23 protein-coding genes are annotated in these 20,242 nt (G+C 71.3%); 2 read left to right on the forward strand and 21 right to left on the reverse strand.

Annotation, left to right across the window (positions count from 1 at the left end; all coding sequences use genetic code 11):
• Window positions 1-3: 3 nt before the first annotated feature.
• The 3 genes from CLV68_RS33375 to CLV68_RS15205 all read right to left on the reverse strand — a co-directional run bounded on the left by CLV68_RS33375 (window position 4) and on the right by CLV68_RS15205 (window position 1,844).
• The gene (locus tag CLV68_RS33375) at window positions 4-279 is read right to left on the reverse strand and encodes a hypothetical protein (protein ID WP_147460004.1); all 276 of its coding nucleotides are present in this window, start codon (window positions 277-279) and stop codon (window positions 4-6) included.
• Complete coding sequence (locus tag CLV68_RS15200) at window positions 276-530, reverse strand: hypothetical protein (RefSeq protein ID WP_121391292.1); 255 nt, start codon at window positions 528-530, stop codon at window positions 276-278. Before CLV68_RS15200 ends, CLV68_RS33375 begins: the two co-directional genes overlap by 4 nt.
• A gap of 612 nt (window positions 531-1,142) precedes the next feature.
• Window positions 1,143-1,844 carry a class I SAM-dependent methyltransferase gene (locus CLV68_RS15205; RefSeq protein ID WP_246009889.1) on the reverse strand — a complete coding sequence of 234 codons (702 nt, stop codon included), beginning with the start codon at window positions 1,842-1,844 and terminating at the stop codon, window positions 1,143-1,145.
• A gap of 142 nt (window positions 1,845-1,986) precedes the next feature.
• Between CLV68_RS15205 and rox the strand changes: the two genes are divergently transcribed.
• Window positions 1,987-3,405, forward strand: coding sequence for a rifampin monooxygenase (rox, locus tag CLV68_RS15210; RefSeq protein ID WP_121391294.1), 1,419 nt, complete (start codon window positions 1,987-1,989; stop codon window positions 3,403-3,405).
• Here the strand turns inward: rox and CLV68_RS15215 are convergent.
• The 8 genes from CLV68_RS15215 to CLV68_RS35875 form a co-directional block, all read right to left on the reverse strand.
• Window positions 3,402-3,974 (reverse strand): MerR family transcriptional regulator, encoded by a 573-nt coding sequence (locus CLV68_RS15215; protein ID WP_121391295.1) that lies wholly within the window; start codon window positions 3,972-3,974, stop codon window positions 3,402-3,404. The genes rox and CLV68_RS15215 overlap by 4 nt on opposite strands.
• Window positions 3,975-4,016: 42 nt before the next feature.
• The gene (locus CLV68_RS15220) at window positions 4,017-4,571 is read right to left on the reverse strand and encodes a TIGR03086 family metal-binding protein (protein WP_121391296.1); all 555 of its coding nucleotides are present in this window, start codon (window positions 4,569-4,571) and stop codon (window positions 4,017-4,019) included.
• Between the two features lie 9 nt (window positions 4,572-4,580).
• Window positions 4,581-5,363 (reverse strand): MerR family transcriptional regulator, encoded by a 783-nt coding sequence (locus CLV68_RS15225; RefSeq protein WP_211346557.1) that lies wholly within the window; start codon window positions 5,361-5,363, stop codon window positions 4,581-4,583.
• A 33-nt stretch (window positions 5,364-5,396) separates the two neighbouring features.
• Entirely contained in the window at window positions 5,397-6,236 is an 840-nt protein-coding gene (locus CLV68_RS15230; RefSeq protein WP_121391297.1) for a TauD/TfdA dioxygenase family protein, read from the reverse strand.
• A 12-nt stretch (window positions 6,237-6,248) separates the two neighbouring features.
• Entirely contained in the window at window positions 6,249-7,019 is a 771-nt protein-coding gene (locus CLV68_RS15235) for an ABC transporter ATP-binding protein (RefSeq protein WP_121391298.1), read from the reverse strand.
• Entirely contained in the window at window positions 7,012-8,031 is a 1,020-nt protein-coding gene (locus tag CLV68_RS15240) for a taurine ABC transporter substrate-binding protein (RefSeq protein WP_121392295.1), read from the reverse strand. Before CLV68_RS15240 ends, CLV68_RS15235 begins: the two co-directional genes overlap by 8 nt.
• A 17-nt stretch (window positions 8,032-8,048) precedes the next feature.
• The gene (locus tag CLV68_RS15245) at window positions 8,049-8,864 is read right to left on the reverse strand and encodes an ABC transporter permease (RefSeq protein WP_121391299.1); all 816 of its coding nucleotides are present in this window, start codon (window positions 8,862-8,864) and stop codon (window positions 8,049-8,051) included.
• A gap of 133 nt (window positions 8,865-8,997) precedes the next feature.
• Window positions 8,998-9,216 (reverse strand): hypothetical protein, encoded by a 219-nt coding sequence (locus tag CLV68_RS35875; RefSeq protein ID WP_342772779.1) that lies wholly within the window; start codon window positions 9,214-9,216, stop codon window positions 8,998-9,000.
• Between the two features lie 55 nt (window positions 9,217-9,271).
• Between CLV68_RS35875 and CLV68_RS35125 the strand changes: the two genes are divergently transcribed.
• Complete coding sequence (locus CLV68_RS35125; protein WP_246009988.1) at window positions 9,272-9,547, forward strand: TetR/AcrR family transcriptional regulator; 276 nt, start codon at window positions 9,272-9,274, stop codon at window positions 9,545-9,547.
• A gap of 163 nt (window positions 9,548-9,710) precedes the next feature.
• Here the strand turns inward: CLV68_RS35125 and CLV68_RS15255 are convergent, their stop codons facing one another.
• From CLV68_RS15255 to CLV68_RS15300, 10 genes are all read right to left on the reverse strand, one after another.
• Window positions 9,711-10,154 (reverse strand): CBS domain-containing protein, encoded by a 444-nt coding sequence (locus tag CLV68_RS15255; protein WP_121391300.1) that lies wholly within the window; start codon window positions 10,152-10,154, stop codon window positions 9,711-9,713.
• Between the two features lie 136 nt (window positions 10,155-10,290).
• Window positions 10,291-11,019 (reverse strand): alpha/beta hydrolase, encoded by a 729-nt coding sequence (locus CLV68_RS15260; protein ID WP_121391301.1) that lies wholly within the window; start codon window positions 11,017-11,019, stop codon window positions 10,291-10,293.
• A gap of 1 nt (window position 11,020) precedes the next feature.
• Window positions 11,021-12,013: an LLM class flavin-dependent oxidoreductase gene (locus tag CLV68_RS15265; protein WP_121391302.1), complete on the reverse strand. Its 993-nt coding sequence runs from the start codon at window positions 12,011-12,013 to the stop codon at window positions 11,021-11,023.
• Window positions 12,010-13,692: an FAD-dependent oxidoreductase gene (locus tag CLV68_RS15270; protein WP_121391303.1), complete on the reverse strand. Its 1,683-nt coding sequence runs from the start codon at window positions 13,690-13,692 to the stop codon at window positions 12,010-12,012. The genes CLV68_RS15265 and CLV68_RS15270 overlap by 4 nt, the downstream gene beginning before the upstream one ends.
• On the reverse strand, window positions 13,689-15,137 hold the full coding sequence (locus tag CLV68_RS15275; RefSeq protein WP_121391304.1) for an NtaA/DmoA family FMN-dependent monooxygenase: 1,449 nt from the start codon (window positions 15,135-15,137) through the stop codon (window positions 13,689-13,691). Before CLV68_RS15275 ends, CLV68_RS15270 begins: the two co-directional genes overlap by 4 nt.
• 13 nt (window positions 15,138-15,150) lie before the next feature.
• On the reverse strand, window positions 15,151-15,969 hold the full coding sequence (locus CLV68_RS15280) for an ABC transporter ATP-binding protein (protein ID WP_121391305.1): 819 nt from the start codon (window positions 15,967-15,969) through the stop codon (window positions 15,151-15,153).
• Window positions 15,966-16,820 carry an ABC transporter ATP-binding protein gene (locus CLV68_RS15285; RefSeq protein ID WP_121391306.1) on the reverse strand — a complete coding sequence of 285 codons (855 nt, stop codon included), beginning with the start codon at window positions 16,818-16,820 and terminating at the stop codon, window positions 15,966-15,968. Before CLV68_RS15285 ends, CLV68_RS15280 begins: the two co-directional genes overlap by 4 nt.
• Window positions 16,817-17,692 carry an ABC transporter permease gene (locus CLV68_RS15290; RefSeq protein WP_121391307.1) on the reverse strand — a complete coding sequence of 292 codons (876 nt, stop codon included), beginning with the start codon at window positions 17,690-17,692 and terminating at the stop codon, window positions 16,817-16,819. Before CLV68_RS15290 ends, CLV68_RS15285 begins: the two co-directional genes overlap by 4 nt.
• A 3-nt stretch (window positions 17,693-17,695) precedes the next feature.
• Entirely contained in the window at window positions 17,696-18,709 is a 1,014-nt protein-coding gene (locus tag CLV68_RS15295; RefSeq protein ID WP_121391308.1) for an ABC transporter permease, read from the reverse strand.
• Window positions 18,699-20,237: an ABC transporter substrate-binding protein gene (locus tag CLV68_RS15300; RefSeq protein ID WP_121391309.1), complete on the reverse strand. Its 1,539-nt coding sequence runs from the start codon at window positions 20,235-20,237 to the stop codon at window positions 18,699-18,701. The genes CLV68_RS15295 and CLV68_RS15300 overlap by 11 nt, the downstream gene beginning before the upstream one ends.
• Window positions 20,238-20,242 lie beyond the last annotated feature (5 nt).

Raw genomic sequence — 20,242 nt, forward strand, 5'->3', positions numbered from 1 at the left:
AGTTCAGGAGGCTCGGGTGGTGGACTTGTTGGCGGGCCACAACACCTGGTGCAGATCGCGCGGTACCAGGCTGGCCACGTGCACGCCGTGGTCGGTGATGTGTTCAGCGGCGTCGAGGAACGGGCGGCAGGGCCACCCCGCCGCCAGGCAGAAGGGACATGCCCTCGGCTGACGTGATGTGGGCAGGTGAGAACTCAAGACATCCACAGCACGGGCCACCTGACCCAGCGGGCTGTCGGCGGCGGCGACGGTGGCCACGATGTCTCGTCCCAGGTTCATGACCCGACCCCCGCCCCGGCCAGCCGCGCGTTGGCGAATGCCACCGTGCGATCCAGTGCAGCCTGGTGGCCGTCGGAGTGCAGTTGCTCGTGCGGGAGTTCCAGGTCGAGCAGGACTTGGTGGACGTGCCGGTCGGCGAGTGCGCGGAAGTCCAGGTTCGGGTCGCGGTGCTTGTTGCGGCCCAGCGGCAGGTCCGGGTCGAGGGTGGTGCGCAGGAGTAGGTCGTAGTGCTCGCTGTGGGAGCGCACCATCGACTCCAATGCTGAGACAGCAACAGGGTCGGGCTGCTCGTCGCGGTAGGCGAGTGCAGCGCGGTAGTAGCCGAGTGCGTCGGGGACGGCACGGGAGTCGGGTGAGGATGAACTCGGAGGTCGACTCCGAGGTGTCGTCCTCGACCTCTGAGATCGGGAGGCTGCGATGTCCGTTTCGGTGGACAGGCGCAGCCACTTGGTCGGGTTCTCGCGTTCAGGGGCCTCATCGGTCGCGGGTGGGTAGGCGTCGAGTACGAGCGGGAGGTTCAGCTCGGCGCACCGGGACAGCAGGTCGGTGGGCAATGGGAACGATTGGGCTTCGCGGGTGTCGGGGGAGAACAGGCCGAGGAATAGGTCCGCGTCGGGAAGGTGTCGATCTCTGCGGTCAGGTGGGTGATCGCCTGGCCGAGCAGCGCGGCCGGGGCGTCGCCCGTCGAGCCGAGTTCCACGACCAGCACACCGTTGTCGGCGGAGGTTGGCCAGGATCGCTTGTGGGCCAACGAGGTCAGCCGGTCGGTGAGGTGGCTTGGGCGTCGAAGACCCGGAAGCTGACTTCGCTGCGCGCGGCCCCGTTGTCTTGTGGTGTCAAAGGCTGATGCTCCGAGGGGGCGGTTATTCGGCGTGGAGGACGAAGAAGAGGAAGCTGGGGGCGGTGGTGAGCAAGGGGTAGCCGTCGGGGTAGAGGGGGGCGGCGGTGGGGAGGGGTTGGGGTTCGGCGATGGTGGTGAGGCGGAAGTGTGCGGTGGTGAAGGCGTCGGTCATGGCGTGGAGGGGGCGGTTCCAGAAGGTGACTTTGATGGTCTGGCCGCCGGTGGTCCATTCGGCGGGGGAGGGGTAGGTGGTGAAGTAGTCGGGTCTGCGGCCGGAGAGGCGTTCGAGGCAGTAGTCGGCGGTGGGGTGGTTTACCGAGGCGATGAGGCGGCCGCCGGGTTTGAGGATGCGGTGGAGTTCGGCCAGGGGTGGGGCCCAGTCTTGGAGATAGTGCAGCACTAGGGAAGCAACCACATCGTCGAAGATGTTGTCGGGGTAGGGCAATGGTGAGGCGAGGTCGGCGACTCGGAGGTCCACATCGGACCCGAGGCGGCGGCGGGCCAGTGCCAGCATCTCGGCGCTTTGGTCGAATCCGGACACATCGGCGCCTCGGGAGATCAGCTCCGCCGACAGTGGGCCCGCGCCGCACCCGGCGTCGAGGATTCGCCTGCCTGTCACGTCTCCGGCGAGGGCCAGGGTCGCGGGGCGTTCGTAGTAGGCGTTCTCGAGGCTGGTCTCGTTGCCTGCCGCGTATGCCTCGGCGAAGCCGTCGTAGTCGGACATGCACCCCATCGTGGCATCAGCGCGCGCGATGTCCCCCGCCCCCTCCAACATATAGCGCACAGGGGGTCTTGCGGCAAGGCCGGGGTGGTGCTGCACAATCTCCCGCCGAAGCCAGGACCTGCACAAACAATCGGGGGAACCGTTGAGTGACGTGATCGTTGTCGGGGCCGGACCCACCGGCGTCATGCTGGCCACCGAACTGCGGCTGCGCGGCGTGGACGTGCTCGTGGTCGAACGCGACACCGAGCCGACCAAAGTGGTCCGCGGCATGGGGTTGCACGCGCGCAGCATCGAGGTCATGGACCAGCGCGGCCTGCTGGAGCGGATCCTGCCGCTGGGCACGACCTACCCGTTGGGCGGTTTCTTCGCAGGCATCCGCAAGCCGTCGCCCGAGGGGGTGAACACGACCTACCCGTACGTCCTCGGCATTCCGCAACCCGTCGTCGAGCGCGTGTTGCTGGAGTACGCCGACGAGATCGGTGTCGAGATCCGGCGTGGACTGGAACTGACCGGCCTCGACCAGGACGGCGACGGCGTCAACCTGGAGTTCGCCGACGGCACCCGGCTGCGGTCGCGGTATGCCGTGGGTTGCGACGGGGGCCGCAGCAAGGTCCGCAAGCTGCTCGGCGTCGACTTCCCCGGCGAGCCCACCAGGGTCGAGACGCTGCTGGGCGAGGTGGAGCTGACCGAGGACTGGCCGACGATCGTCGCCATCGTCGAGGAGGTCCGCAAGACGCAGCTGCGGTTCGGGGTCGTGCCGCTCGGCGACGGGGTGTACCGGCTGGGCGCGCCCGCCGACGGTGTCGCCGAGGACCCGACCGTGCCGCCGACCCTGGACGAGCTGAGGAAGCAGGTCCGGGAGCTGGCGGGCACCGACTTCGGCGCGCACTCGCCGCGGTGGCTCTCGCGGTTCGGCGACGCGACCCGGCTGGCCGAGCGCTACCGGGTCGACCGGGTGCTGCTGGCGGGCGACGCGGCGCACATCCACCCGCCGCAGGGCGGCCAGGGCCTCAACCTGGGCCTGCAGGACGCGTTCAACCTGGGTTGGAAGCTCGCCGCCGAGGTCGACGGACGCGCGCCGGAGGGCCTGCTGGACAGCTACCACGCCGAACGCCATCCGGTGGCCGCCGCCGTGCTGGACAACACCCGCGCCCAGGTCGTGCTGACGTCCCTGGACGCGGGCGCGCAGGCGGTGCGCAAGCTGGTCGCGGAGCTGATGGACTTCGAGGAGGTCAACCGGTACCTGCTGGAGAAGATCATCGCCGTGGACATCCGCTACGACCTCGGCGACGGCCCCGACCTGCTCGGCAGGCGCCTGCGGGACGTCACCCTCAAGCAGGGCCGCCTCTTCGAGCTGCTGCGCGGCGGCCGCGGCGTGCTCCTCGACCGGACCGGCACGCTCACGGTCGGCGGCTGGTCCGACCGCGTCGACCACATCACCATCACCGAAGAGCTCGACGCCCCCGCGATCCTCGTGCGCCCCGACGGCCACGTCGCCTGGCTCGGTGAGGACCAGCAGGACCTCGACACCCACCTGGCCAGGTGGTTCGGCGACCGCTAGTCCTGCGGGACCAGGGCGGCGCGGCGTTCCCGCATCTCCCGCAGCTGCTCGTCGGTCATCGCCGCGGTCGCCTGGCGTCGGCGTTCCGCGTGCTCGGCGAACTGCTCGGGCGACAGGCTCTCGCGCCACGCCTGGCGTTCCCGGTTGAGGGCGTCGAACTCCTCGTGGGTGAGGCGGCGGTCCATGGTGGTCATCCTTTCCACTAGGTCGAGCAAGGTCTGGGCGGACGGTTCGGACAGGCCGTCGAGCACGTCGACCAGCTTGCGGCGCACCTGCTCGGCGGCGGTGATCGTGGCTTCCACCTGCTCGAGTTGCTGCCGGATGAGTTCGCGCGGGTCGGCCAGGTCACCCGCCAGCAGCCGCGCCACCTCGGTCAGCGTCAGACCGAAGCCGCGCAGGGCCACGATCTGGTGCAACCGGCGGACGTCCGCGTCGATATACAGGCGGTGTCCGGCGGTGGTGCGGCGCGACGGGGTCAGCAGCCCGAGCTGGTCGTAGTGGTGCAACGCCCGCACGCTGAGCCCCGTGGCCTCGGCGAGTTCACCCACCCGCCAGGTCCGTTCCGTCATGCCTGCCACGCTACGACCTGACGTCGCGTCAGGCGCAAGCCCTCACGGGCGGCGTCCGGACAGGTCGAGCAGGCGGTCCTGCAGCGGGCTGTCCTCGGTGAGCGCGCCGCTGGGGCCGGAGCCGAAGATGCCGAGGGTGCCGATGACCGGGGCCAGGTCGCGCATCGCCGCCCAGGTCCGCTCGACGAGCACCGGGTCGAGCTTGTCGTCGACGTCCACGGCGCGGGCGAGGTCCCAGGCGTGGACGAGGTGCTCGGCGACGCGGAACTCCAAAGCCTGCTTGCCGGGCACGGCGCCGACCGGGTGGGGGACGACGCGGTCGAGGGCGCCCGGGATGGTGATCGCCTGGTCGAGGGCCTCGCCCGCGGCGGTGAACGCGGCCAGCGGGTCGTCGCCCAGCCAGTCGGTTCCCATGGCGGCGATAGCGTCCGCGCCGGTCCCGCCGTCGAGCAGCAGCGCGGTCATCCGGTCACCGGCGACGACGTGGTTGACCAGGTCGCGGGCGGTCCAGTCCGGACAGGGGGTGGGCGCATCGAGGGACGCGGGGGAGAGGTGGACGAGGCGGCGGTGGAACTCGTCGCGGGCGGCGGACAGCACGGGGTTCTCCTAGTGGGGGTGACGGGACAGCGGCCAGCAGACCTCGGTGCGCCGTTCGGCGACGTCGAGGTGGGGGTCGAGGTAGATCTCGCGCAGCGGCCCGGGGACGGCGAGCCCGAGGTCGGCGACGTGCGCGCCGAGCGGGCCGTAGGTCTCGTCCAGGTCCTCGTACCGACCGCGGTGCACGGCGACGGCCAGCTCGGCGGCGGGCACGACGAGGGTCGCGGTGAGCCTGGTGACGGGCCGGAACACCGTCACCTCGCCCTCGCCCTCGGTGAACAGCTCCTCCGGGAACAGCGCGGTGAGCGGCCCGGTGCCGTCATCGGGCAGGGTCACGAACGCCTCTTGGCAGAACGCCCCGACCTCGGTGCGCACGACGTGCCTGGTCATGCCGACCGCGGGGGTCGCGGGGACGGTCCGGTAGCGCACGACCGCCTCGGCCGCAGGTTCCTCCAGCAGCCTGCGCAGCCCGTCGATGGCGACCCGGGTGCGGTCGAGCTCGCTCTCCAGCCGGTCCAGGTGCGAGAGCAGGACCCGGTCGCGGTCGGCGGGTCGCGGGGCGGTCAGCAGTGCCTTGATGTCGGCGAGCGGCATGTCCAGCTCGCGTAGGCGCCGGATGGTGCGCGCGGGGACTACCTGGCCCGGTTCGTAGAAGCGCAGCCCGGTGTAAGGGTCGACGCGGGTGGGTTCGAGCAGACCTAGCCGGTGGTAGTGGCGCAGCGCCTTCACCGTCAGGTGCGTCATCTTGGCGAACTCGCCGATGGGGATCGTGCCGGGCATGCGGGTGAGCATTCCCGCTCCCCCAGGGGGAGGCACAAGCGGCACTCAGACGCCGACGGGCTTGTCCCCCCGCAGGGTGATCCGGTGCATGACCCGGTGCTGGTCGCCGTAGTCGTCGACCGCGTAGTGCGCCGTGCTGCGGTTGTCCCACACCACCACGTCACCCGGGGACCACCGGTGTCGCACGGTGAACTCGGGGCGGCCGATCGCGGCGAAGAACACGTCCAGCAGCGCCCGGCTCTCCACCTCGGTCACCCCGAGCAGTTGCGTGGTGAAGCCGGGGTTGACGAACAGGCTGTGTCGACCCGTCTCCGGGTGCACGCGCACGACAGGGTGCTCCACGGGCTCCAGCGAGCGGATCCGTTCACCTTCCCAGGTGTTGCCCTCGCCGCCGAGTCGGTCGCGCAGGTACTCCTCGAAGTCCTTGCGGCCGTCGTGCAGCGCGGTCAGCTTGTCCGCCAGCTCTTGCACGAACGGCGACAGCGACCGGTACGCGGCCTCCAGGTCTGTCCAGCAGGTGTCACCGCCGGTCGGAGGTAGGGCTACCGCGCGCAGGACCGATCCGAGCGGGGGGTGGGTCATGAAGGTGACGTCGGTGTGCCAGACCGGGGCCTTGCCGCCGTCGCCCGCGTCGAGCACGTAGATCTCGGGGTGCTCGGCGTCCAGGCCGGGCACGACCGGGTGGGCGCGGGTGGTCTCACCGAGCGCGGCCGCGAAGTCGCGGTGCGCGGTCGGGGTCAGGTCCTGGCCGTCGAACACCAGGACCTTGTGCTCGGCCAGCGCGGCGCGCAACGGTGCGCCGTCGGCCCTGGTGCGGACATCGTTGAGGTCGATGCCGCTCACCCTGGCGCCGATGGTGGGGGTCAACTGCTCCAGCACGGTCATGCCCTGGTCCTTTCAGGCTGCGACGGAACGCACGGCGGTCGCCACCTCGCCGCGCAGCGCGGCGTACTCGGCCGAGCCACGCAACTCGTCGGCCGACACCCCGGTGCGCGGCAACGGCACGGGCAGGTCGAGCGCGATGCGACCGGGCCGGTCGGTGAGCACAACGATGCGACTGGCCAGGAACACCGCCTCGTCCACGCTGTGGGTCACGAACACGACACCACGGGTGGCGTCGTCGGTCAACGACCGTACGTCCTCCTGCAACCGCTCCCTGGTCATCGCGTCGAGCGCGGCGAACGGCTCGTCCATGAGCAGCAGCCGGGGCTGGGCCGCTAGAGCCCGCGCTATCGCGACCCGTTGCTGCTGACCACCCGAGATCTCCCACGTCCGCCGCGGCCCCAACGAGCCGAGGCCGACCTGGTCGAGCAACTCCACTGTCCTCTGTGGACGATCCGCGCGCGCGACACCGGCCCACCGCAACGCGGTGCCGATGTTGCCGCCCACGGTCTGCCACGGGAACAGCCTGGGCTGCTGGAACACCACACCGACGTCACGACCGGGCACCGGCGCGCGGCCCAGCAGCCGCACCGCGCCGCCGCTGGGGTGCTCGAACCCCGACACCACGCGCAGGAACGTGCTCTTGCCCGACCCCGACGGCCCGACGACGACCACGAACTCGCCCGACTCGACCCGCAGGTCCAGCGGCCCGAGCGCCGGGACCGCGCCGCCCTTGGTGCGGTAGCTGTGCTCGACGCCGATCAGCTCGACCAGCGCCTCACCCACGGGGCACCCGCAGCGCCGCCTGGAACGTCGCCAGGTCCGGGACAGTGTCGACCTTCTTCTGCGCCTTGAGGAACTCCGCCGCCGACCGCAGCTGCTCGGCGAGCTGGCCCGGCGCCTCCGGCGTGCCGAAGTACTCGGGGGTGCGCTGCTGGGCGTGGTCGAGGTAGATGTTCTGCTTGAGCTGCGAGAGCGCGTCCTCGACGCTGGCACCGATCTGGCGGGCCACGGCCTCGGCGACCGGCTTCGGGTCGGCGTTGATCTGCTTGAGCGCGGCGTCGGTCGCGGCCAACCACTTGTCGATCACGACACCGTTGCGGTCGATGAACTCCCTGCGCGCGACGGTGAAGGTCAGGGTCGGCTTGCCCGCCTTCGCCAGCTTCGCGCTGTCGGTCAGCGTCAGGCCGTCCTTCTGCAGCACGCTGAGCACCGGCGTCCACACGTACGCGCCGTCGATGTCGCCGCGCTGCCACGCCGCCTGGATGTTCTGCGGCTCCAGGTCCACCAGCGTCACCGACGCGGGGTGGACACCGCCCTGCTCCAGCGCTGCGAGCAGGCTGTAGTGCGCGGTCGAGCTGAACGGCGCGGCGACCTTGCGACCGGCCAGGCCCTTGATGTCGGTGACGCCGCTGGCCTCGCGCACCACCAGCGCCTCGCTGTCGCCGATCACGTTGAGCAGCTCGATCACCTGGTACGGGATGCTCAGCGGCGGGCACAGCGCGGCGGCGGCCGGGCTGCTGCCGATCACCGCGATGTCGATGGCGCCGCCGAGGAACGCGGTGTTGATGCTCGCGCCGGAGTCGAACGAGGTCCAGCTGATCTCGTGGTCGGGCAGCGCGTTCTCCAGCGTGCGCTGGTCCTTGAGCAGCAGCGTGCTGTCGGCGAAGCCCTGGTAGGCGACGCGGACCTTGGTGCGCTCACCGGACCCGGACGACGAGCCGCCGCCCACCCCGCACGCGGCCAGCAGTGGCGCGGCGGCGAACAGGGACAGCACGGACCTGCGGCTGACGGACATGCGGTTCTCCCGGTTGTTCATGCCAGTCCCCGCCACGGCGAGAGCGCGCGTTGCCCGGCGAGGATGGCGGAGTCGATGATCAGCCCGGTGACGCCGATGACGACGAGCCCGAGCATGACCACCGCGGTCTGGTTGTAGCGCTGGGCGTTGAGGACCATGCCCCCGATGCCGTCGGCGCCGTTGACGGTCTCGGCGGCCACCACCGAGCTGTAGGCGATGCCCACCGCGAGCCTGATGCCGGTGAGGATCTCCGGCGCGGAGGCGGGCAGCACCACGGTCGCGACCACCCTGGCCCGATTGGCGCCGAGCGCGGCGGCCGCTTCCACGTACTGCTTGTTGACCCCGGTGACCGCCGCTGCCGTGGCCACCGCGACGGGCGGGAAGGCGGCGACCATCAGCAGGTACACCTTGGGTTCCTCGTCGATGCCGAACCAGATGACCAGCAGGCTCAGGTAGGCCAGCGGCGGCAGCGCGCGCAGGAACGTGACGAACGGCTCGGTGATCGCCCGGATCACCGGCACCAAGCCCATCAGCAGCCCGAGGCCGACGCCGAGCAGGATCCCGTAGGCGGAGCCGTAGCCGACGCGGCGGAGGCTGACACCCAGCCGTTCGACCAAAGTGGACCCGGCGTAGCCGCCTTGCCCGTTGGACGCGTTGGAGGTGGCGAGCAGTTGGTCCCACACCTGGGCGGGTCCCGGTAGGACGGCAGGTGGCCAGAACTCGGCCAGTACCAACAATTCCCAGATCGCGATCAGCACGGCTACCGCGGCGAACTGCACCGCGACGGCGTGCGTCCCGGATAGCGGACGCGCTCGCGTGCGGGACTCGACCATGGGGAACTCCGTGTGCCAGCGGGGAAAGCGATCTCGGCGAGGAATGTACAGAGGTACACTCGGCGCTCCTGGCCCGTTCCGCACGTTGGACGATCATGGGCGAACCCCTTGCGCGGGAGGAGATTTCATGGCATCACCGCGCAGGCGCGACCCGGACCGCCGCGCCAGGATCGTGGCCGCGGCGGTCGAGGTGATCGCGGAGTCCGGCCCGCAGGCACTCACCCACCGCGCCGCCGCGCTGCGGGCCGACGTGCCGCTGGGGTCGACGACGTACCACTTCGCCGACCTCGACGAGCTGCTGGAGGCCGCCCTGCACGCCGTCGCCGACCGCAACGTCGCCCGGCTGCGCCACTGGGCCGCTTCACTGACCCCCGGCGCCGACCTCGCTGTCGAGTTGGCCGACTTTCCTGGTCGACCTCGCCACCAAGCACCGCACATCCAGCGTCGTCGCCTACGAGCTTTACAGCGCTGCTCTGCGCCGCCCGGGTTTGCGCGCGGCCAGCACGGCGTGGGACGCGATGCTGACCGAGGTGTTCTCCGCGCATGTCGACAGCACCGTTGCGACCGCTTTGACGGCGATGTTCGACGGCTTGCTCCACCAAGCACTGGTGTCCCCGACCCGGCCGGTGCGCGCCACCTTCGAGGACCCGTTGCGTCGGGTGCTCATGGAGGCCGGCGGATGACGACTTCGGGATCGAGGGGTATCGGGCTTGCTGGATGAGCACCTCGGCGTCCACGGCGCGCGGCTGGCCGGGCTGGTGGGACGCACGTTCGAGCGGGGCTGGGTGGTGTCGGGTCAGCCCGGCGTCGGTGCTCGACCTGGCCACCGGGGCACAGTACCGATGGCTACAGGGCTTGCAGCAGGTCTTCGACGCTGACCATGGCGGCGAGGGTGCCGCCTTCGTGGACCACGGGCAGCGCGGTCTCGGTGGCACTGAGCATGAGCCTGGCGGCCTCGACGCAGGTGGTGTGCGGGGTGAGGGCGGTGGGCGGGTTCATCAGATCGGCGGCGGTCTCGGCGACGGTGGCGGACCGGACGCGCTCGCGGAGCAGGTCGGTGGCTGAGACGACGCCGACGAGCCTGCCGTTGTCGACGACGGGGACGACTCGGTGCCAGGTGGCGAGGACGGCGGCGCGGACCTCGGGCAGGGGCGTGTCGGGGTGGACGGGGGTGACCTGGGTGTCCATGACGTCGCGGACGAGCACGGGGGTGTCGCGCGGGGTCAGCTGGCCGTGCCGCCGGGTGACGCGCTGTCGTGGGATGACGCCCCTGCTCGTGACCGCGCTCATCGAGCCGCCTCTCCTTCGCCGACCCCTCGACTGTGGACCCCGGGGCGGCACCGGAACAGGGACCAAAGCACCGTCCGACCAGGGACCCTGGCGAGTCGTGTCGTGGCGCCGGGGGATCGACGCCACGACACGGCCGTTACCAGGCGCTGGATTCGACGGCGATGACGGGGACGAGGCCGTTGCCGAGGGTTTCGAGGAAGGTGATGATCTCGGCGGCGACGGAGCGGTGTTGGCGGTCGTTGAGGACGTCGTGGTGGGCGCCGCGCACGACCGAGAGGCGGGACTTGGGGGATGCCTTGACCGCGAGGGTCAGGGCGGTGCGGTCGGCGAGGGGGTCTTCGTCGCCGATGAGGAATAGGTGGGGGAGGTCGGTGGTGTCGTTGTAGGCGGCGGCGGTGAGGTCTGGGGGTAGGGGGGTGTGGAGGGCGCCGCGGGAGACGGCGGGGTCGTTGGTGAGGACTTCGCGGTGGGCGGGGCAGGAGGTTCTGATCTCCAGTTCCTCGGCCCAGTCGACGGCGGCGGCGGTGTGGCCGGGCAGGCCCGCGAGGACGACGGCGTCGGGCCACCACGGGGCGGCGGACGTCTCGTGGGACAGGAGCGCGGCGATGGCGGCGGCCCCGGAGTCGGCGCCGATGAGCACCAGCGGCCGGTCGGCCCCGTCGACGGCCTCGGTCAACTCGTCCGCCAACCGGGTCAACGAGGTGACGTCGGGTGCGTCGAGGACGCGGACACGGTAGGCGTCGGCGGCCAGGCGGGTGCCGAGGCGGGTGTAGGTGGCCTGGGTCTCGCCGCGGCCGGGCACGACGATGACGGTGCCGCGCACGCGCAGGCCGACGGGTTCGGGGAAGTCGGTGTAGCGACTCACCTCACGCTCCTTCCGATGAGGGCTTCCAGCCCAGGGCGGGGGCGACCTCGGTCGCGATGAGTTCCAGCGCGCGGATCGTGGCGTCGTGATCCGGGACGGCCGGGTTGAACTGGGTGATCAGGTCGGTGGCGACGGGCAGGACGAGTTCGCGCCGCAGCTCGGCGACGATCTCGTCGGGGTGGCCGTAGAACGAGTGGAACCGCCGCAGTGCCTCGTCGACGTCGAGCCCGGCGGGAAAGCCCGGGAACCGCAGTGCCGCTTGGTGCAAGTCCTCCCCGATCTGCGCGAGCGCCGTGCGCCGGTCCTTGGCGGGGTAGACGAACCGCGACAGCCCGATGCGCGGTGTCCGGGGCGAGTCCCAGGCCGCGAGGTACGCGTCGGCCCACGGGCGTTGGACCTCGTCGGTGGGTTCCTCGTAGCCGTAGGCGGCGCGGTTGATCAGCAGGTTGGACCCGGCCCGCGCCGCGTGTTCGGCCCCTGCGCCGCTGAAGATCCCCTGCCAGATCCGCGAGGTGAAGTCCCCGGCGGGCGGTTGGATGGTGAACCCGCTGGTGCCGACCTCCTCGTTGGACAGTGCCGCGCGCAGCACCGCCAGCCCCTCGGTGGTCAGCTCGCGCCTGCGGGTGACGTCGCGGCCGAACGCGGCGTACTCGGCGTCGCTGCCGCCACTTCCCACCCCGACCTCGACCCGGCCGCCGCTGAGGGTGTCGACCACGGAGATGTCCTCCGCGAGCCGGATGGGGTCTTCCAGCGGCAGGATCGTGATGGCCGTGCCGAGCCGGATCCGTTTGGTGCGGGCGGCGGCGTGGGCGAGGAACGTCCACGGCGAGGGCAGTCCGCCGCCGCCGAGCGGGACGTGGTGCTGGGCGACCCAGCCGACGTCGAAGCCGAGCTCGTCGGCGACGACGAACAGGTCCTGGGCGTCGCGGTAGGTCTGGGCGAGGTCGCCGCCGCGGCCTTGGACGTGGGTGAGGAACCCGAGCCGGATGCTCATGCCCGGCTCCCGACGAGTTCGGCGGGTTGCGGCACGCCGAGTACCCGGTCGAGGACCGCGGCCGCGCCGCCGTCGGGCAGGGCGGTGCCGCGCCAGGCGACGTGCTGGTCGGGGCGGACGAGGACGTTGCCGTCGCCGTAGAGTTCCCGCGCCGCCGCCTCGCCCAGGTGCACGACGGTGAACGGCAGCGACCGCGCGGACGCCTCGGCGGCGAACGCCTGCTCCACGGCCCGGTCCTCGGCGAGCACCACCAGCGCCCAGTCGTTGCCGATGCGGTCGTAGAGGGTGCCGCCGTAGGGGTCGACCAGCCCGTTGGGCGCGCGGTGCCCGGGCCGCGGGTCGTCGACGTACACATCCGAGCGCCACTCGGGTTCGGTGTCGAGTTGCCCGTCCTCGTACCAGATGGCGGTGGAGTCGTCGTAGCGCTCGTCGAAGGTGACCCCGTCGGCGCCGACCCGCCCGGAGGCGATGAGTTCACCGATGGCGGCGCGCCGGGCTTGGGCTTCGGGGCCGAGGTCGGTGTCGTCGGGGACGCCGATCTCCCGGATCTTGGCGAGGGTGGCCTGGGATCGGTGGGAGCGGTCGAGGGCGTGGTCGCCGATGCGCCAGTTGTGCCTGCGGCGTTCCTGGTCGTAGCTGTCCAGGAGGGTGTCGGAGGCGTGTCCGGCGAGGACGGCGGCGAGTTTCCACCCGAGGTTGACCACGTCGCCGAAGCCCTCGCCGAGGTTGCCGCCCGGGGTCCGCACGTGCGCGGCGTCGCCGGCGAGTAGCACGCGGCCCGCGCGGAAGGTCTCGGCGATGCGGGTGGCGTGGTAGAAGGTGGTGGCGGAGATGAGTTCCAGGTCGAGGTCGAACCCGAACGCGGCCTGGGCGGTGGTGAGCAGTTCCTCTTCGGACGGTTCGTGGTCGAGGGGGAACGGTCCGGCGTAGACGCGCCAGTCGCGGGTGCTGACGGCGGCGAGGAACCCGTCGGCGCGGTGGTTGAACACGATGTTGGTGCCGCTGGGGGCGGGGCCGACGCGGTCGGAGATGTCGCCGGTGCGCACGATCAGCCGCAGCCGCTTCTCCGTGGCGTGCTCGCCCTCGCGGGTGATCCCGGCCAGGCGGCGGACGGTGCTGTTGCCGCCGTCGGCGCCGATGACGTAGCGCGCGCGGATCACCCGCCCCTCGCCGACCACCGCCTCGACGACGTCGGCGTCCTGGCGCAGTTCGGTGAGCCGCCACCCGCCCGCCACGGGCACCCCGCGCAGCGCGAGGTGGCGCAGGAACACCTGTTGCAGCGCGCTTTGCGGCCTGCGCAGCGCTTCCTCGGCGGAGTGTCGGGCGGTGCCGGTGAACGCGGGGCGCCGGTTGGGCACGAGTTCGTGGCCGACCAGCGAGGTGATCAGCCGGATCCCCTGGTTCCACTCGGGCGGGAACGTCCACTCGTCGCGGACCGACTGCAACACGCCCCAGCGGCGGAAGTGCTCCACCACGCGGGGTGTGTGGCCCATGGCCCCGGCACGCACCAGGGTGGCGCCGGGCGCCTGGTCGACCACGGCCACCTCGACACCGCGGGCGCTGAGTTCGAGCGCGGCGGAGAGCCCGACGGGTCCGGCGCCGACGACGAGCACGTCGACCCGCTCAGGTGGGGTGGTCTCGGGGAACCGGACGGTGTGGACGTCGCGTCCGCCGGTCATCGCGCGGCCACCAGGCCGTCGGCGGGGCTGTCAGTGTCGGCCACGACGGTGTTGCTGTCGGCCACGACGGTGTTGTTGTTGGCGGGGATGGTGTTGTTGTTGGCGGGGATGGTGTTGTTGTTGGCGGGGATGGTGTTGTTGTTGGCGGGGATGGGCAGGCCGAGGTTGCCGCGCAGGGTGTCGGCCTCGTACTCGGTGCGGAACAGGCCGCGCTGTTGCAGCAGCGGGATGACGCCGTCGACGAAGCGGGCGAGGTCGTCGTTGTTGCGGAAGGCGAGGTTGATGCCGTCGAAGGTGCCCGCGGCGAACCAGCGCTCGATGGTGTCGGCGACGGTGCCGGGGGCGCCGACGAACGGGGAGACCTTGTGCTCGTTGACCGTCTCGACGACTTGCCGCAGGGTGAGGCCCTGCTCGGTGGCGCGGCCGATGATCCGCGCGGCGCCGGTGCGGCCGCCCTTCTCGGCCAGGTGCGCGACGTCGGGGAAGGGGGCGTCGGGGTCGTACTGGCTGAAGTCGTGCGCGCCGAACGCCCGGCCGAGCAGGCCGACGTTGCGGTCGAAGTCGTCGTCCTCGGCGAAGATGTCCTTGGCGCGGCGCTGGGCGGCCTCGTCGGTGCCCGCGACGACGGGGCCGCCGTGGATGAAGATCTTGATGTGGTCGGGGTCGCGACCGGCCTCGGCGGTGCGGCGCTTGATGTCGGCGTAGTAGGCGCGCGCGTCATCGAACGAGCCGCCGGGTGCGTAGATGCCCTCGGCGACCTGCGCGGCGAGGTTGCGGCCTTCCTCGGACACCCCGGCCTGGAAGATCACCGGCTGGCCCTGCGGCGAGCGGGACAGGTTGAGCGGGCCGTCGACGCGGAAGTGTTCGCCGACGTGGTTGAGGGCGTGCAGCTTGCTGGGGTCGAGGAACACCCCGGTGTCGACGTCGGCGGGGAACGCGTCGTCCTCGTAGGAGTCCCACAGCCCGCGGATGACGCGGACCGCTTCGAGTGCGCGGCCGTAGCGGGTGGCGTAGTCGAGGTGTTCGTCGAGGCCGTAGTTGCGGCTGGTGCCGGTGTCGAAGCTGGTGACGACGTTCCACCCGGCGCGGCCGCCGCTGATGTGGTCGAGGGAGGCGAAGCGGCGGGCGAGGTTGAACGGCGAGTTGTAGGTGGAGCTCGCGGTCCCGACCAGCCCGATGTGCTTGGTGTGGGTGGCCACCGCCGACAGCAGCGTCAGCGGCTCCAACCGGTTGAGGTAATGCGCGGGGTAGGTGGCGTTGATGAACTGGCTGTCGACGATGAACAACGCGTCGAACAGCGCGTGCTCCGCGGCCTGGGCCTGGGCGATGTAGTAGTTGATGTCGATGCTGGCGTTCTTGGCGACGCCGGGGTCCTTCCACAGGCCGTGCTGGCCGGGGCCGCCCACCCCGTACGGGTGCAGGGCGAGACGCAGTTTGCGGGTCATGGGGTGTGTCCCTTCACGCGGTGAGCAGCGCTCGCAGCGCGTCGCGTTCGGCGCGGTCCGCGGCGGCGGTGCGCAGCGTCGGCGCGGAGCTGATGAGCAGGCGGGTATAGGGGTGCCGCGGGGTGGCGACGACCTCGCGCGCGGTGCCGACCTCGACGAGTTCGCCCTGGTAGAGCACGGCGACCCGGTCGGCGATCCCGGCGACGGAGCCGAGGTCGTGGGAGATGAACACCAGCGCGATGCCGGTGGCGCGCAGGTCCTTGAGGATCTCCAGGACGCCGACCCGGTTGGCGGCGTCCAGCGCGCTGACCGGCTCGTCGAGGATCACCAGCTTGGGTTCGGTGATCAACGCGCGGGCAACGGCGACGCGCTGCCGCTGCCCACCGGAGAGCTGCGCGGGCAACCGGTCCAGGAGTTCGGTGTCGAGCCGCACCTTCGGCAGGAACGTGCGCGCCTTCGCGACGGCCTCCTCACGCGCGACGCCCTGGATCAACAGCGGCTCGATGAGCGAGTCGACGACGGGCAGGTCGGGGTCGAGACTGCGCAACGGGTCCTGGAACACGTACTGCACCACGCCCCGGCGCCGCAGCGACCGCCACTGCCGGTTGCGGTAGCCGCTGACGTCCTCGCCGTCGATGACGATCCGCCCACCGGAGGCCGGGACCAGGCCGAGGACGGCGCGGGCCAGGGTCGACTTGCCCGACCCGGTCTCGCCGATGAGCCCGAGGACCTCGCCCGGCTCCACCGCCAGCGACGCGCCCTTGAGTGCTTGGCGGCGGCGACGCCCGAGTCCGTAGTGGACGTCGAGGTCGGTGATCCGCAGTACCGTCATGGCCCCTCCCGGGTGAGGAACTTCTCCAGGCCGTACTGCTCGTGCTCGGTGATGAGCAGCCGGGTGTACTCGTGCCGGGGTTCGTAGAGCACGCGGGTCGTCGGGCCCTGCTCGACGACCTCGCCCTCGCGCATGACCAGCACCTCGTCGCACAGCTGCGCGACCACGGCCAGGTCGTGCGAGACCACCACCAGCGCCAGGCCCGCGGTCTCGCGCAGGTCGGCCAGCAGGTCGAGGATCTCGGCCTGCACGGTGACATCGAGCGCGGTGGTGGCCTCGTCGGCGATGAGGATCCTCGGGTCGGCGGCGATCGCGGCCGCGATGAGTACTCGCTGCAACATGCCGCCGGAGAGCTCGTAGGCGTACTGCGAGTACACCAACTCCGGGTCGCGCAGGTGGGCCGCGGCGAGCAGCTCGACCGCGCGGCGCCGTGCCGCGCGCCGCTTGAGGCCCTTCTTCACGCGCACGACCTCGGCGATCTGCGGCCCGACCTGGATCGACGGGTTCAGGTAGGACGCCGGGTCCTGGAACACCGCGCTGATGGTCGACCCGCGCAGGTCGGTCAACTGCTCACGGGTCGCCGAGGCGATGTCGAGTCCGGCGACGTGGATCTGCCCGGCGGAGACCTCGAAGTGCTCGGGCAGCACCCCCAGCACGGCCCGGCAGGTCAGCGTCTTGCCGCTGCCGGACTCGCCGACGATGCCGACCGCCTTGCCCGGGGTCAGCTCGAAGCTGACGCCCTTGACGAACTCGCGGTCGTCGACCTGCCCGCGCACCCGCACGTCGCGCACGGACAGCACCGGGTCCAGCGCGGTCAGGTTCGCGGGGGTCTCGGTGAGGGTGGTGGTCATGCCGTACCTCCTGCTGCGGCGGCCTGGTTGGCGCGGACCTTGCGGCTGTTGAGCAGGGCGCGGCCCGCCTCGCCGGAGACGTCGCGGATCGCGTCGGCGAGCAGGTTGCTCGCCCACACCGTCGCCATGATCAGCAGTGCCGGGGCGAACGGCGCCCACGGCCGGTAGTCGAGGTAGCCCAGGTCGGAGGCCAGCAGCCCACCCCAGGTCGGCTCGGGCGGCTGCACGCCGATGCCGAGGAACGACAGGCTGGAGACGATGATGAACCCGACCCCGAGGGTCTGGGCGAGGGCGACCGCGATCGGCGGCAGCACCTTCGCCCACACGTGGCGGCGGATGATCCACCGCAGCGACGCCCCGGAGATCAACGCGGCCTCGACGTACTGCGAGCGGGCCACCGCCAGCGTCGCGGCCCGCGACACCCGGAAGAACAGCGGCGACACCAGCACCCCGGTGACCAGCATGGCCTGGGTGATGCCGTTGCCCAGCAGCGCGGTGATCGCGACCGCGAACAGCAGGAACGGCAGGGCGATGAGGGTGTCGGCGACCCGCAGGGTCACCCACTCGAACACCCGCCCGAGGTAGACCGACAGGATGCCGGGGATCGCGCCGACGACCAGCGCCATCAGCGTGACCTCCAGCGCGCCGACGACGCTGGCGCGGGACCCGTCGAGCAGCCGGGAGAACACGTCACGGCCGAGGTAGTCGGTGCCGAGCCAGTGGCTGCCGGAGATCCCGGCGAGGGTGTCGTCGCTGACCGCCAACGGGTCGAGCGGGGCCAGCAGCGGACCGAGGGCGGCGAGCAGGGCGATGCCGAGCAGGATCGCGGCGCTGACGCGACCGGCGGTGAGGGACAGGACACGGCGGACCACGGTTCACACCCCCCGCAGCGCCGCGGGCGCCACCTTGCCGAGCACGATGTTGATGACCAGGTTGAAGGTCACGACCATCACCACCGACACCACCAGCACCCCCTGCACGGCCGGGACGTCACCGGCTTGCGCCGAGTCGTTGGCGAAGCGGCCGAAGCCCTGCAGCCCGAAGATCCACTCGGTGACCACCGACGCGCCGACCAGGGTCGGGAACTTGATGCCGAGGGTCGCCAGCGCCGGTCCGATGCCGTTGCGCAGCACGTGCCGGAAGAACACCCGCCGCGGGCTCAGGCCGCGCACTACGGCGCCGAGGACGTAGTTCTCCCGGTAGGCCGACACCAGCCCGGTCCGCAACTGGCGGGCGACGTCGGCGACGATGTCGAAGCTCAGCGCGAGCGCGGGCAGGATGACGTGCGCCAGCCACAGGTCGACGCCCTCGGTGATCGGGATGTACCCGCCGGAGGGCAGCAGGTCCAGGCCGACGGCGAAGATCTCGACGAGCACGATGCCGACCACGAACGCGGGCATCACCGACACCACGGTGACGAACCCGGTGATCGCCCGGTCCACCCAGGTGGAGCGGCGCAGCGCGGCCAGGGTGCCCAGCGCGAACCCGAGCACCCCGCCGAGCACCAGCGCCAGCAGCGCCACCGACAGACTCACCCCGAGACCGAGGCCGATCAGGGTGGCCACGTCGGCGCCGTTGACCCAGCTGGTGCCGAACTGGCCGTGCAGCACGTCGGTGAACCAGTCCCAGTACTGGACCAGGAACGGCCGGTCCAGGCCCCACTGGCTCTCGATGTTGTGGATCGCCTCGGGGGTGGCGCTCTCACCGAGTTGCAGCCGGGCGGGGGACAGGCCGCTGAGCGAGCGCAGCGCGAAGGTCACAAAGGTGGCGACGAAGAACACCGGCACGAAGATCGCGACCGATCTGCCCAGGGTGGTGAGGACCCGCCACCCTGCCTGGCGAGCCCGCACCGCCGTGACCGTCCGGCCCGCGAGCGGGTCAGCGGCCACTGATCCTCACCCCGGTCCAGTCGATGTGCGCCGGGTTCTTGGGCAGGTTGGACACGGACTTGTTCTTCACGAACAGGTTCGGCGCGGAGTAGGTGAACACCAGCGCCTTGCTGTCGAGCCCCGCGCGGGTCGCCGCGCGCAGCGCCGCGGGGTAGTCGGGGGAGTCGAGCGGGGTCTGGCGGACCTTGGCCACGGCGGCCTCGAACCCGGCGGGCTCGTACGGGGTGCTCAGGTTGAGCGGGCCGTTGGGGCCGAAATGCGCGGTCAGGGTCTGCACCGCGGAGTCGCGGCCGGTGGTGCCGTAGATCGACAGCGCGAGTTCCTTGGCGAAGAACGGCTTGGACCAGTTCTTGTCGACCTTGATGGTCAGCGTGATGCCGACCGCCGCGAGCTGCGACTGCACGATCTCGGCGGCGGGCTGCGCGTCGGGGATCACCAGGTCGAGCTTGATGTCACCGGGCTTGAACCCGGCCTCGGCCAGCAGCGCCTTGGACTTGGCCGGGTCATAGGCCCAGCGGTTCTTCGACTCGGGGTCGTAGGCGATGTAGCCCTCGGGGAACGGCTGGTCGGTCGGCTCGCCGAGACCGAAGGTCAGCTTGTCGACGAACTCCTTGCGGTTGATGGCGTGACGCACCGCGTCGACGACCTTGGGGTTGTCGAAGGGCGCCTTGTTGACGTTGATGCTGATGTTGGAGGCGTTGAAACCGGGCTGCACGAACACCCCCAGCCCGGCCTTCCTCGCCGCGTCGGCCTGGCTGGGGGTGAGGTCGGCGAAGTTGTAGACCCCGGTCTGCAGGCCGGACACGACGGTGGAGGCGTCCGGCGCGGAGGTCAGCTCCACGGTGTCGATGTGGATGTTGGCCGCGTCCCAGTAGTCCGGGTTCTTCTTCAGCACCGCCTTGGTGCCCGGCACCAGCTGGGTGACCACGAACGGGCCGGCGCCGACCGGGTTCTGGTCGAGCTTGGCCGGGTCCTGGGCGGCCTTGGGGCTGCTGACCTGCAGCACGCGCTGCCCGAGCAGCTGCGGGATCTGGTGGTCGACCTGGGCGAGCGTGACCACGACGTCGAGCCCGGACGCGGCGACCTCCTTGATGGAGGTGAGGTCACCGAACAGCGCCGAGTTCTTCTGGGTCTTGGCGCGCTCGATGGCGAACTTGATCGCGGCGGCGTCGACCGGCTCGCCGTCGGTGAACTTCAGCCCGGGCCGCAGGTGGAAGGTCACCTGGTCGCCCGCGGTGTTGTACTCCCAGTCCTTGGCCAGGTCCGGCACGGCCTTGCCGGTCTCGTCGGTGCGGGTCAGCGAGGCGTGCACCAGCGACAGCAGCCGGAACTGGGCGCCGCTGCCGCTGACGACCGGGTCCCAGTGGGTGGGGAAGTAGGAGGAGGCCCACTTGAGGGTGGTCGGGCCGCCTGCGGCGGCGGAGGCGCCACCGTTGCCGCACGCGGAGACGGTGGACGCCAGTGTCGCCGCGACGGCGATCCCGATGACGGCGCCGCGCAGACGGCGGGCGGTGGTGCGTGCGGACATGTGCT

Origin of the sequence: Actinokineospora cianjurensis (assembly GCF_003663795.1) — a bacterium.
Lineage (GTDB): Bacteria > Actinomycetota > Actinomycetes > Mycobacteriales > Pseudonocardiaceae > Actinokineospora > Actinokineospora terrae.